Annotated in this window: 10 protein-coding genes; 5 read left to right on the forward strand and 5 right to left on the reverse strand. The window is 70.5% G+C overall.

Annotation, left to right across the window (positions count from 1 at the left end; translation table 11 throughout):
• Nucleotides 1-5: 5 nt before the first annotated feature.
• The 4 genes from ACLKM7_RS16025 (at nucleotide 6) to ACLKM7_RS16040 (ending at nucleotide 5,684) form a co-directional block, all read left to right on the forward strand.
• The gene (locus tag ACLKM7_RS16025) at nucleotides 6-1,301 is read left to right on the forward strand and encodes an ABC transporter substrate-binding protein (RefSeq protein WP_436448160.1); all 1,296 of its coding nucleotides are present in this window, start codon (nucleotides 6-8) and stop codon (nucleotides 1,299-1,301) included.
• A 3-nt stretch (nucleotides 1,302-1,304) separates the two neighbouring features.
• Complete coding sequence (locus tag ACLKM7_RS16030; RefSeq protein WP_436448161.1) at nucleotides 1,305-2,342, forward strand: carbohydrate ABC transporter permease; 1,038 nt, start codon at nucleotides 1,305-1,307, stop codon at nucleotides 2,340-2,342.
• 1 nt (nucleotide 2,343) lies between these two features.
• Complete coding sequence (locus ACLKM7_RS16035) at nucleotides 2,344-3,240, forward strand: carbohydrate ABC transporter permease (RefSeq protein WP_436448162.1); 897 nt, start codon at nucleotides 2,344-2,346, stop codon at nucleotides 3,238-3,240.
• 89 nt (nucleotides 3,241-3,329) lie between these two features.
• Complete coding sequence (locus ACLKM7_RS16040) at nucleotides 3,330-5,684, forward strand: glycoside hydrolase family 3 N-terminal domain-containing protein (protein WP_436448163.1); 2,355 nt, start codon at nucleotides 3,330-3,332, stop codon at nucleotides 5,682-5,684.
• 129 nt (nucleotides 5,685-5,813) lie between these two features.
• Here the strand turns inward: ACLKM7_RS16040 and ACLKM7_RS16045 are convergent, their stop codons facing one another.
• From ACLKM7_RS16045 to ACLKM7_RS16065, 5 genes are all read right to left on the reverse strand, one after another.
• Nucleotides 5,814-6,149 (reverse strand): carbohydrate binding domain-containing protein, encoded by a 336-nt coding sequence (locus ACLKM7_RS16045; protein ID WP_436448164.1) that lies wholly within the window; start codon nucleotides 6,147-6,149, stop codon nucleotides 5,814-5,816.
• Nucleotides 6,150-6,413: 264 nt separating this feature from the next.
• On the reverse strand, nucleotides 6,414-7,418 hold the full coding sequence (locus tag ACLKM7_RS16050; protein WP_436448165.1) for a LacI family DNA-binding transcriptional regulator: 1,005 nt from the start codon (nucleotides 7,416-7,418) through the stop codon (nucleotides 6,414-6,416).
• 47 nt (nucleotides 7,419-7,465) lie between these two features.
• Nucleotides 7,466-8,704 (reverse strand): D-mannonate dehydratase ManD, encoded by a 1,239-nt coding sequence (gene manD / locus ACLKM7_RS16055; RefSeq protein WP_436448166.1) that lies wholly within the window; start codon nucleotides 8,702-8,704, stop codon nucleotides 7,466-7,468.
• A 51-nt stretch (nucleotides 8,705-8,755) separates the two neighbouring features.
• Complete coding sequence (locus ACLKM7_RS16060; RefSeq protein ID WP_436448167.1) at nucleotides 8,756-10,078, reverse strand: mannitol dehydrogenase family protein; 1,323 nt, start codon at nucleotides 10,076-10,078, stop codon at nucleotides 8,756-8,758.
• The gene (locus ACLKM7_RS16065; RefSeq protein ID WP_436448168.1) at nucleotides 10,075-11,058 is read right to left on the reverse strand and encodes an acetylxylan esterase; all 984 of its coding nucleotides are present in this window, start codon (nucleotides 11,056-11,058) and stop codon (nucleotides 10,075-10,077) included. The genes ACLKM7_RS16060 and ACLKM7_RS16065 overlap by 4 nt, the downstream gene beginning before the upstream one ends.
• Before the next feature lie 193 nt (nucleotides 11,059-11,251).
• On the opposite strand from ACLKM7_RS16065, the gene ACLKM7_RS16070 reads away from it, so the two are divergent.
• The gene (locus ACLKM7_RS16070; protein WP_436448169.1) at nucleotides 11,252-12,280 is read left to right on the forward strand and encodes an ABC transporter permease; all 1,029 of its coding nucleotides are present in this window, start codon (nucleotides 11,252-11,254) and stop codon (nucleotides 12,278-12,280) included.
• Nucleotides 12,281-12,300: the final 20 nt, after the last annotated feature.

The following is a 12,300-nucleotide window of genomic DNA, read 5'->3' on the forward strand; positions in this document are numbered from 1 at the left end:
CGAAGATGAACACACGCAGCAAGATGCGCGTCTTCGCCGCAGTCGCCGCCACAGGTATCGCGGCCGGAGCGCTCGCCGGATGCGCCGCAGGCGACGGCGGCGACGGCGGCGATGGCGGCGACGTCACGATCACGTGGTGGCACAACGCCACCAACGGCCCCCTGCCCGATGTCTGGGAGGAAGTGGCGACCGAGTTCGAGGAGGCCAACCCGGGCGTCAATGTCGAGCAGACCGGCTACCAGAACGAGGAGCTGCAGCGCACCCTCATCCCCAACGCGCTCGCGGCCGGCGACCCGCCGGACCTCTTCCAGGTGTGGCCGGGCGGCGAACTGCGCGACCAGGTCGAGAACGGCTACCTCATGCCGCTCGACGATGCCATCCCCGAGACCATCGAGAGCGTCGGCGCCACCGTCGGCCCGTGGCAGGTCGGCGGCGAGACCTACGCCATCCCCTTCACGTTCGGCATCGAGGGCTTCTGGTACAACACCGACATGTTCGACGAGGCCGGCGTCGAGGTGCCCGAGACCTTCGATGAGCTCGTCGACGCCGTCGGCGCGCTCCGCGAGTCCGGCGTGGTGCCGATCGCAGTCGGCGCCGGTGCTGGCTGGCCCGCCGCGCACTGGTGGTACCAGTTCGCGCTCAAGTCCTGCTCCCCCGAGACGCTCGCGGCGGCAGAGACCGAGTTCGACTTCAGCGACCCGTGCTGGGTCGAGGCCGGCGAGCAGCTGCAGGAGTTCATCGGCCTCGAGCCGTTCCAGGACGGCTTCCTGGGCACGGTCCCGCAGGAGGGCGCAGGCAGCTCGGCGGGGATGATCGCCAACGGCCAGGCGGCCATGGAGCTCATGGGTCACTGGAACGTCGGCACGATCGGCGGGCTCACTCCCGACGAGCAGGTTCCGCCGTTCCTCGGTTGGTTCCCGATGCCCGGCATCGAGGGGGCGGCCGGCGACCCGACGGCCGCGCTGGGCGGCGGCGACGGCTTCGGCTGCGCGGCCGAGGCCCCGCCGGAGTGCGCCGACCTGCTCGCGTACATCATGAGCGAAGACGTGCAGCGACGCTTCGCCGAGAGCGGCTCCGGCATCCCGACGGTGCCCGCGGCACAGGACGCGATCGAGGACGAGAACCTCCAGGCCGTCGCGGCGGGCCTTGCCGAGGCATCCTTCGTCCAGCTCTGGTTCGACACCGCGTTCGGCACCACCGTCGGCAACGCCATGAACGAGGGAATCGTCAACCTGTTCGCCGGCAACGGTTCGCCCGAAGACGTCGTCAAGCGCATGCAGGACGCGGCAGCGACTCTGTAGGCCATGACCACTCTCACCACCCCCGGGCCCGCGGTCACCGCGGGCCCGGGCCCTGCACCCGTGCGCCCGAAGCGGCGCGGCGAGGGGCGCAAGCGCCTCGAGATCTTCTTCTTCGTCACTCCCGCCCTCGTGCTGTTCCTCGGCTTCGTCATCCTGCCGGTGATCCTCGCGGCGGTCTACAGCCTCTACAACCTGCCGCCGGCGTTCCAGTGGTCGCATCTCGCCGACTCTGACCGGTTCATCGGCCTCGACAATTACGTGCGCGCGCTGACGACACCCGAGTTCCAGCGCGCCATCGGCAACACGTTCTTCATCCTGTTCATGTCGCTGCTCGTGCAGGGCCCCATCGCGATCGCCATCGCGCTGCTGCTGAACAGGCGCCTGCGCGGTCGCAGCGTCTTCCGGCTGCTGATCTTCGTGCCGTACGTGCTCGCCGAGGTCATCGCGGGTCTGTCGTGGCGCCTCATCCTGCAGCCCTCCGGCGCGCTCAATGCGACCCTCGAGTCGATCGGCCTCGGTGCTCTGGCCCAGAACTGGCTCGCCGACCCCACGCTCGCGCTGTGGACCATCTTCTTCATCCTGACGTGGAAGTACATCGGATTCGCGATCCTGCTCATGCTCGCCGGGCTCCAGGGCGTCCCCGACGAGCTGGCCGAGGCCGCGGCGATCGACGGTGCCAGCTGGTGGCAGATCCAGCGGTACATCACGCTGCCGCTCCTCGGCCCCACGATCCGCATCTGGGCCTTCCTGTCGATCATCGGGTCGCTGCAGGTCTTCGACATGATCTGGGTCACCGTCTCGCCGGCGGTGAGACGGATCGGCACCGAGTCCATGGCGACCTACATGGTGCAGCAGGGCCAGTTCGCCGGGCAGCCGGGCTACGGCAGCGCCATCGCCGTGATCCTGTTCGTCATCTCGCTGGTCATCGCCCTCGTGTATCAGCGATTCGCGCTGCGCCGCGACCTCGCGGGTTCGATCACGGGAGCCGGTGCCCGCCGCGGGCGCGAGCCGGGCGTCCGCCGCAAGAGAGAGGTGCGTTGACATGTCGGCCACCACCACCATCGTCACCGGCGGCACCGAGTCGCGCGACGTCCAGCCCGTTCGACGCGGGTTCGACTGGGGCCAGCCGTTCGTTTACCTCGTGGCGCTCGTCGTCGCGGCGATCGCCGTCGGACCCGTCCTCTACGTCTTCATGGGCGGTCTGCGCACCACCGCCGACCTCAACGCCAACCCGGCGGGCTTCCCCGACCCGTGGACGCTGCAGAACTGGACCGAGGTGCTCGGCGCTCCGCGCTTCTGGGGCAACGTCTTCGCCAGTACCGTGCTGGCGGTCGCCACGACCGTCGGTGTCGTCGTGGCGGGGCTCATGGCCGCCTTCGTGCTGGCACGCTACGACTTCCGCGGGCGTCAGGGGCTGTACACCCTCTTCGCGGCGGGCCTCATGTTCCCGCTGACCGTCGCCGCGCTGCCGCTGACCCTGCTGCTGCGTACGCTCGGCCTGCACGGAACGTATCTGGGCGTGGTCATCCCGGGCATCGCGTTCGCGCTGCCCACCACGATCATCATCCTGGTGCCATTCCTGCGTGCGATCCCCGCCGAGCTCGAGGAGGCGGCGATGATCGACGGTGCCACGCGCATCGGGTTCTTCTGGCGCATCATGCTGCCGCTGTCCAAGCCCGGTCTCATCACCGTCGGCATCCTGGCGTTCGTCGCCAGCTGGAACGGCTACCTTCTCCCGCTGCTCGTGATCAGCACCGGCAGCCTCCCGCAGGAGCTGTGGCCGCTGCCGCTCGGGGTGACGCAGTTCTCCAGCCAGTACTCGCAAAACACCGGTGCGATCCTGGCCTACACCTCATTGGCGATGATCCCTGCGCTGGCGTTCTTCCTCCTTGCAGAGAAGCGCATCGTGGGCGGACTGACAGGAGCGGTGAAGGGATGACCCTGAACGATCAGGCCACGACGATCCCCACGCCCCCTCCAGGCGCCGCTGGCGCGTCGCCCGGAGCCTCCCGGCGCGGGGGCCCAGGCATGAGCGGTCCGTGGAACGACACGGCGCTGCCCGTCGACGAGCGCGTCGACGCGCTCGTGGCCGAGATGACGGTGGCCGAGAAGGTCGCGCAGCTGTACGGCGTGTGGGTCGGGGCATCCGACGATGGCGAGGACGTCGCGCCGCATCAGCACGACATGGACGACCACATCGACCTCGACGCGATCCTGCCGTCGGGCCTCGGCCAGCTGACCCGTCCGTTCGGCACGGCGCCGGTCGATCCGGCGACGGGCGCGCTGTCGCTGCAGCGTGCGCAGCAGCGGATCGTGGCCGCGAACCGATTCGGCATCCCGGCCCTCGCGCACGAGGAGTGCCTCGCGGGCTTCGCGACGTGGAGCGCCACGGCCTACCCGGTGCCGCTCAGCTGGGGTGCCACATTCGACCCCGCGCTGGTGCGCGAGATGGGCGAGCGGATCGGTTCCGACATGCGCTCGGTCGGGGTGCATCAGGGGCTCGCCCCGGTGCTCGACGTCGTGCGCGACGCGCGGTGGGGCCGGGTGGAAGAGACGATCGGCGAGGACCCGTACCTCGTGGGCACCGTCGCCACCGCGTACATCCAGGGTGTCGAGTCGACGGGCGTCGTGGCGACGCTCAAGCACTTCGTCGGCTACTCCGCCTCCAAGGGCGGGCGCAATCTCGCGCCGGTGTCGGTCGGTCCGCGAGAGCTCGCCGACGTGCTGCTGCCGCCGTTCGAGATGGCGATCCGCGAGAGCGGCGTGCGATCGGTGATGAACTCGTACACCGACCTGGACGGCATCCCGACCGCCGCCGACGCCCGTCTGCTGACCGCGCTGCTCCGCGACGAGTGGGGCTTCGAGGGCACGGTCGTCGCCGACTACTTCGCGATCGCCTTCCTGCGGCAGCTGCACGGCGTCGCCGAGACGTGGACGGATGCCGCGGCCGCAGCCCTCGCGGCGGGCATCGACGTCGAACTGCCCACGGTGAAGACCTTCGGCTCCGAGTTCGTGCGCGCGGTCGAGGCCGGCGAGGTCGACGAGACGCTCGTGGACCGGGCGCTGCGCCGCGTGCTGCGCCAGAAGGCCGAGCTCGGCCTGCTCGATCCCGACTGGTCGCCGGTGCCCGACGCGCTCGCGGACATTCCCGACCCGTCAGCCGACGGGGTCCGCGGGCGCGTGGACCTCGATCCGCCGGCCAACCGCGTGCTGGCACGCCGCATCGCCGAAGAAGCGGTCGTCCTGCTCCGCAACGACGGCGTGCTGCCGCTCGCTCCCGCCGCCCGCATCGCCGTCGTCGGCCCCGTCGCCGACGACCCGTACGCCGTGCTGGGATGCTATTCGTTCCCGTCGCACGTGGGCGTGCGGCATCCGGAGTTCCCCATCGGCATCTCGCTGCCCACCCTGCGCGAGGCGCTCGCGGCCGAGTTCCCGCACGCCGAGATCGTGCACGCCGCCGGGACGACGATCGACGGCGGCGAGACGGACGGCTTCGACGAGGCGCTCGCCGCGGTCCGCGACGCGGATGTCGTGGTGCTGGCCCTCGGCGACCGTGCGGGACTGTTCGGCCGCGGCACGAGTGGCGAGGGCTGCGATGCAGCCGACCTCACGCTGCCCGGCGCGCAGCAGGCCCTGCTCGACGCCGTGCTCGACAGTGCACTGGCCACGGGCACGTCGACGGTGGTGACCCTGCTGGCCGGCCGCCCGTACGCGCTCGGCTCGGCACCCGAGCGCGCCGCCGCCATCGTGCAGACGTTCTTCGCGGGGGAGGAGGGCACCGGCGCGATCGCCGGTGTGCTGAGCGGCCGCGTCAACCCGAGCGGCCGGCTGCCGGTGAGCGTGCCCCGAGACCCGGGCGCACAGCCCTCGACGTACCTCGCCTCGACCCTGGCGCGGCCGAATGGGGTATCGAACATCGATCCGTCGCCGGCGTACGCGTTCGGCCACGGTCTCGGCTATGCACTGTCGGTGTGGTCCGATCCCGTCGCATCGGTCACGGAGCTGCCCACCGACGGCTCGGTCACGGTGTCGATCCATGTCGGCAACGCGAGCGACCGGGCCGGTGTCGAAGTCGTGCAGCTGTACCTGCACGACCCCGTCGCGTCGGTCGTGCGCCCGGTGCAGCGGCTCGTCGCGTACGCGCGCGTGCCGCTCGAGGCCGGCGAACGGGTGCGCGTGTCGTTCCGGGTTCCGGCGGATCTCGCCGCCTTCACCGGACCCGACGGGCGCCGCGTGGTGGAGCCGGGCGAGATCGTGCTCGGCTTCGGACGTTCCAGCGCCGACATCGTCGCGACCCGTTCGGTGCGGATCACCGGAGAGCCCCGCCACGTCGGGTTCGACCGGGCGCTGCACGCCGAGGTCATCGTCACCCCCGAGCCCTGAATCGCCGCACCGACGAAGGGCCGGTGTCCGCGCACTCTCATGGAGAGCGCCGCCCGGCCCTTCGTCCCGGGGGCCGCGACCCCACCCACGGGTACTCGTTCGCCGCGCCCGGCTGGTTGATGCCGCGGTTCACTCCCGTCGCGGCCCCCGCCGGGTCGAGCAGGCGCACCCGCGCCGACACCGTGTACTCGACCCGGGCTGGAACAGTCCGCCGTCCGCCGCGCCGTTCCAGTTGCTGGTGCGGCCCGTGATCGCGAGACTCTGAGTGCCACTGTGAGCTGCGGCATCCGTCGTCGCGATGGTCGCTCCACGGCCCGTCCAGGGATCTGCCGACGTCTCGAAGTCGCTCGAGAGGACGACGATCGGCTCGGCCGCGATCGCGGCGGCAGGAAGAAGGGGTCCGGCCAGCAGGGCGGCCGTGGCGGCTACAACGGTCAGAGACAGACGGGTACGGCCTCGAGTCACAACGCGCTCCTTGCGCTCCATTTGTGGTGCTCGCAACTAATCCCGCTAGCGCCCGCGTGGAGCGCTCGGTTGCGGAAATGTTACGAAAACTCAGCCGCAACTTTCGAGGCGATGCTGCTGCGGCGGCGCGGGTTCTGTCGGTGACCTGGGATCAGGTGATTTCGCGTGCGTAGGTGGTTCGCGGCGAAACCGTCCTACGTCGGCGAGATCACCTGATCCGGCGACGGATGCTGCGACCGCGGGTCCCCACGGAGTGCCGAGGTCTCAGGCGAGCGGAGCGGTGCTGCCGCGCACCACCAGATGCGTCGCGAGGTCCATGCGCAGCGTGTCGACGGTCGCACCGTCGGCGAGGCGCAGCGCGAGCCGCGTGGCTTCTTCGCCCATACGCCGAAGCGGCTGATGGATCGTCGTCAGCTGCGGGCTCATCCAGCGAGAGAGAGCGATGTCGTCGTACCCGACCACCGAGAGGTCGTCGGGTACGCGCAGGCCCGCCGCGGCGCCGGCCGCGATGGCGCCGAGCGCCTGCAGGTCACTGCCGGCGAAGATCGCCGTCGGCGGGTCCGCGAGCGCCAGCAGCTCGCGCGCGCGATGCTCGCCGCCGCCCGGGTGGAAGTCGCCGAAGCGGATGAGCGCGGGATCGATCGGCAGCCCCGCGGCGTTCATCGCCGAGCGGTAACCGTCGACGCGGGCGAGCGAGCACATCATGTCTTCGGGGCCGGTGATGGCCGCGATCCGCCGGTGGCCGAGCTCGATGAGGTGGCGTGTGGCCATCAGCCCGCCCGACCAGTTCGCCGACCCGACCGAGGGCACATCCGGCGACGGGTCGCCGGCCGGGTCCACGATGACGAAGGGGATTCCGCGCGAACGCAGCTTCTCGCGATAGCGCGGCTCGATGTCGGAGAACACCAGCACGACGCCGACCGGCCGCCGGCGCAGGACGCCGTCGATCCAGTCCGCCGAGGGCGCGTGGCGGTCGCCGCTCACCGTGAGCACGACCGACAGTCCCGCGGCGTGCGCGACCTCTTCGACGCCCTCGATGACCTCCATCGACCAGCTCGGCTCGAGCTCGTGGAAGACGAGCTCGACGAAATCGCTGCGCTGCGCCACGTTGCGCCGCTTGTACCCGTGGCGCGCGAGGTGCTCCTCGAGACGTGCGCGCGTCGCGGGGGCGACGTCGGTGCGGCCGTTGAGCACCTTCGACATCGTCGCGAGCGAGACGCCCGCCTCTGCCGCGATCTCGGCGAGCGTGATCCGCTGTCCGTCTGCCATGGAGCCGATCCTAGATCCTCGAAACTATCGGAGGTCGTAGCGCGTGATCACCAATCGTGCACCGTGCCGTCAGCGAGCCGGTTGTACGGCAGATACGCCTGCACGTAGGGGTACCGATCGGCTTCGTCCGTGTTCAGCTCGACCCCCAGGCCCGGCTGGTGGCCGGGGTGGAGGAATCCGTCCTGCCAGGTGAAGGACTGCTGGAACACCTGATCCGTCTTGGCGCCGTGCTTCATGTACTCCTGGATGCCGAAGTTGTGGATCGACAGCCCCAGGTGCATGGCGGCGGCCATCCCCACCGGTGAGATGTCGGTCGGCCCGTGCATACCGGACTTGATCTGATACTGCGACGCGTAATCGAGCACCTTCTTGAGGTGCGAGATTCCGCCGGTGTGGGTGACGGCGGAGCGGACGTAGTCGATGAGCTGCTCGCGGATGATCTGCTGGTAGTCCCACACCGTGTTGAAGATCTCGCCGATGGCCAGCGGCGTGGTGGTGTGCTGGCGTACCAGCCGCAGGGCTTCCTGGTTCTCGGCCGGTGTGACGTCTTCGAGCCAGAACAGGTCGAACGGCTCGAGCGACTTGCCCAGCTGCGCGGCCTGGATCGGCGTCAGCCGGTGATGGGCGTCGTGCAGCAGCGGGATCTCGGGGCCGAACTCGCCGCGCACCGCCTCGAACACCGTCGGGACGTGGCGCAGGTACGACCGGGTGTCCCAGTCCTCCTCGGCCGGACGCGCGCCGCGCTGGGCGGGCTCGTGGTCGTACCGCACGCCGGCGTTGGCCTCGTAGGTCGCGTTCGACGCGATGCCGTAGATCGAGGCCAGACCCGGCACCCCGGTCTGCACCCGGATGGCGCGGTAGCCCTGCTCCTGGTGCGACCGGATGCTGTCGAACAACTCGGGAAGATCACGGCCCGACGCATGCCCGTAGGCGAGCAGGCCGTTGCGGGACGCGCCGCCGAGCAGCTGGTACACCGGCATGCCGGCCGCCTTGCCCTTGATGTCCCACAGCGCCATGTCGACCGCGGCGATCGCGGCCATCGTGACCGGCCCGCGCCGCCAGTAGGCGCTGCGGTAGAGGAACTGCCAGGTGTCCTCGATGCGGTGGGCATCGCGCCCGATCAGCAGGGGCACCACGTGGTCGCGCAGGTACGACACGACCGCGAGCTCGCGGCCGTTGAGCGTCGCATCGCCCAGCCCCGTCACTCCGTCGTCGGTCGTCAGTCTGAGCGTCACGAAGTTGCGGTCCGGGCTCGTGACGATCACTTCCGCCTTGTCGATGTGCATCGCTCTCCTCGGTTGTCGGGCGCCGGCGGATCGGTCGCCGGCTCGTCGCTGTCAGGGGTGGAAGGCCGCCGTGCCGATGTCGGCTGCGAGGGCGGGGTCGGCGCCGTCGAGCAGCCGTGCCAGCGCGGCTGCGGCATCCGTCTCGCCGTCGATGCGGGCGGAACGGATGCTGTCGCCCCACGCGCGCACGACCGCCATCGCCCCGGAACCCGGCCTGCCCTCAGCGCGCTCGTGGGCGAGGACCGGCAGGATGCGCATGCGGATCTTCGTCACGGTGTCGACGGCGATCTGCGTCAGGCGGTGCTCGATTCGGCCGTTCTCGAAGCGGCGCACGAGGGCAGCGCGATAGTCGCGCGTGTCGACCGACCCGGCGGCGCGGGCGGCTTCGTCCCAGAACGTGTCGAGGTCGCGGCGGCACCGGTCGTCGGCCATCGCCTGGGCGACGGTCGCGTGCCCCCGCAGCAGCCCCCCGAACGCCAGGACGAGGTGTCCGCCGTTGAGCAGCAGCAGCTTGCGTCGCTCGTACGGCTCGATGTCGGGGACGAACCGCGCGCCGGCGCTCTCCCATGCCGGCCGCTCGCCGGCGAAGTCTCCGCACAGCGTCCAGTCGGCGAAGGGCTCGGCGACGACGACGCCCTCGTCGCGCCAGCCGGTCGCGTCGGCGACGGCGCGACGATCCTCGTCGGTCGTGTGGGGCGTGATGCGGTCGACGCTCGTCGTGACGAACGCCGTGCCCGCGACCGCTCCTTCGTGACCGGTGTGCTGCGCAAGGGCGAGGATCGCGCCCCGCAGGCGCTCGCCGTTGGCCGGCACGTTGTCGCACGGCACGACGGTCAGCGGCGGCGCCCCGGCGCGTGCTCGTGCGGACAGGCCCGCCAGCAGCCGGCCCGTCGGCGTGCGCGTGTCGGCGAGGTGGTCGCCGCGCAGGGCGCGGATGTCGTCGAGGACGGCCGGATGCTGCAGATCCAGCGCTCCGTCGGCGCGCTGGTGGTAGCCGGCCTCGGTGACGGTGAGTGTGACCACCGCCGTCGCGGCGGCGGTCATGAGAGCCGTGAACCGGGCGGCGTCCGAGGCCGGCCGCACCTCGGCGATCGCCGGGATCACCTCGAAGCGGTCGGTGCCGGGACCCCGTTCGACGAGGGTGAACAGACCGTCCTGGGGGCCGAGCTGCCGCGCGACCGTGTCGCGCCGGCCGGTGAACGCCGCGATGCCCCAGTCCGCGGCATCCGTCGCGTGGGCGGTGAACCAGGCCTGGTGGGACCGGTGGAAGGCGCCGGCCCCGAGGTGCACGATGCGTACCGGCGGTGCAGCAGCCGCGTGTCCGGCGCGGGTCAGCTCGGCGCGTGTCAGGCGAGGAAGGGTCTGCAGGCTCACGACGGCACCGTTCCCTGTGCGCGATCGGTGAGCCACTCCAGCTGCCGCAGCTGGTGGCGGCCTTCGCCGCCTTCGTGACCGTTCCACGGATAGGCGGCCGTCTCGGCGCCGCCCGCCCAGTGGTTGGCCGCGGCGTACACGGTCGACGGCGGCGAGATCGTGTCCATGTGCCCGGCGCCGAACAGGGCGGGTACGGTCGCGCGCTTGGCGAAGTTGACCCCGTCGAAGTACGACAGGGTCTCGAAGACCTGCCGCTCCGCGCCGCGATGCACGGAGAGGTACCGCGTCACTTCGGAGTGGGGATCGGCGTCGGTCAGGCCGATTCCGCGGCGCACGTGACACAGGATCGGGGCGGAGGGCAGGGCGCCGATGAGCCCCTGCGACAGCCCTGCAGCGGCGATCGCGATCGCCCCGCCCTGACTGTTGCCGGTGACGGCCACCCGGTCGGGGTCCACCTCGGGGAACGAGCGGATCGCGTCCACGGCGCGGACGGCATCGGTGAACACCCGACGGTAGTAGTACGCGGCGGGGTCCTCGATGCCGCGGGTGAGGAATCCGGATGCCGCCGGCCCGGCACCGTGCGGGTCGGGGGTGTCGCCACCGGTTCCCCACTGACCGCCCTGACCTCGCGTGTCGACGATGAGCTGTGCGAAGCCCGCGGCAGGCCAGTGCAGGCGCTCCAGCGCGAGCCCGCGGCCACGGCCGTATCCGACGAATTCGACCACCGCGGGCAGCGGCCGCGGCACGTGCCGCGGCAGGACCAGCCAGGCGCGGACCGGGTCGCCGGCGAAGCCCGGGAACGTGACGTCGTCCACGTCGACGAGCGCAAGCGGGGAACGCTCGGGGACGCGCCCGACGGCGCTGTCGACCTCACGCGCGCCGGCGATCGTCGACTGCCAGAACGCGTCGAAATCCGAGGGCTCGTCGACGTCGGGGCGGTACGTCTCGAGCGCCGCGGGGGCGAGGTCGAAGCGGGCCACGCAGTTCACCATCCGTTCGATGCCGTCATGCCCGCCGCCGTCATGGGTGGGCGTCGCACCGCCTCAAACGATACAATGAAAACGTTGACATTCGCGCAACGGCGAGTTAGCGTCAACCCGTATCGAGGGCCGAGGCGAAAGTTTCGGCGCCAAAATCGAGCCGGATCAGAGGCATCAGAACGCAAGGGAGCGCATGTCCATCGACAACAGCGTCGTCACCGCAGAGGCGGTGGAACTGCGCACGGAAAAGGACGAGGAGCGGCGGGCGGGGCCCGGCGGCCGCCGGCCGCGGCGCCCGCTCAGAGAGCGGTCGACGACCAAGCTGACCTGGCGTAAGGCGCTTCGCCGTGACTGGCGGCTCTACACCCTGCTCATCCTGCCGCTGGTCTTCCTCCTGATCTTCCGCTACGTCCCGATGGCCGGCAACGTGATCGCGTTCCGCCGGTTCCGGCCGGGCGGCAGCATGTTCGGCGACGAGTGGGTCGGCCTGCGGTACGTGGAGCTCTTCATCAACGACCCGACGTTCTGGCGGGCGTTCACCAACACCCTGGTGCTGGGCGGTCTCGCGCTCGTGATCGTCTTCCCGCTGCCGATCATCCTGGCGCTGATGTTCAACGAGCTGCGCTCGTACCGCTTCAAGCGCCTCGTGCAGTCGATCTCGTACCTGCCGCACTTCATGTCGATCGTGATCGTCGCGGGCATGGTCCTGCAGCTGACCGCTCTGCGCGGCTCGATCAATCAGGGGATCGAGTCCTTCGGCGGCGAGGCCATCCCGTTCATGCAGCTGCCGCAGTGGTTCCCCACGATCTACGTGAGCTCCGAGATCTGGCAGACCGTCGGCTGGGGCACGATCCTCTATCTCGCCGCGCTCACCACGATCGACCCGCAGCTCTACGAGGCGGCGCGCATCGACGGCGCCAGCAGATGGCGGCAGATCTGGCACGTCACGCTTCCCGGCATCCGTCCCACGATGGTCGTGCTGCTGATCCTCAACATCGGGACGTTCATGGCGGTCGGGTTCGAGAAGATCCTGCTGCTGTACAACCCGCTCCTGTATCCGACCGCCGACGTCATCTCGACATACCTCTACCGGGTGGGCATCATCTCCAGCAACTTCTCCTACGCGACCGCGATCGGCCTCTTCGAGGCGGTCATCGGCCTGACCCTGATCCTGAGCGCGAACGCGATCTCGCGCCGAGTCGTGGGGACGAGCCTGTGGTGACCGAGAGCATGCGCACCGTT

The organism is Microbacterium sp. I2 (assembly GCF_051364985.1).
Taxonomy (GTDB): domain Bacteria; phylum Actinomycetota; class Actinomycetes; order Actinomycetales; family Microbacteriaceae; genus Microbacterium.

What these genes read in the sequence shown, in the direction of transcription:
- ACLKM7_RS16025 (WP_436448160.1), top strand. Translation starts at nt 6, where the DNA reads ATGAACACACGCAGCAAGATGCGCGTCTTCGCCGCAGTCGCCGCCACA.
- ACLKM7_RS16030 (WP_436448161.1), top strand. Translation starts at nt 1,305, where the DNA reads ATGACCACTCTCACCACCCCCGGGCCCGCGGTCACCGCGGGCCCGGGC.
- ACLKM7_RS16035 (WP_436448162.1), top strand. Translation starts at nt 2,344, where the DNA reads ATGTCGGCCACCACCACCATCGTCACCGGCGGCACCGAGTCGCGCGAC.
- ACLKM7_RS16040 (WP_436448163.1), top strand. Translation starts at nt 3,330, where the DNA reads ATGAGCGGTCCGTGGAACGACACGGCGCTGCCCGTCGACGAGCGCGTC.
- ACLKM7_RS16050 (WP_436448165.1), bottom strand. Translation starts at nt 7,418, where the DNA reads ATGGCAGACGGACAGCGGATCACGCTCGCCGAGATCGCGGCAGAGGCG.
- manD (WP_436448166.1), bottom strand. Translation starts at nt 8,704, where the DNA reads ATGCACATCGACAAGGCGGAAGTGATCGTCACGAGCCCGGACCGCAAC.
- ACLKM7_RS16070 (WP_436448169.1), top strand. Translation starts at nt 11,252, where the DNA reads ATGTCCATCGACAACAGCGTCGTCACCGCAGAGGCGGTGGAACTGCGC.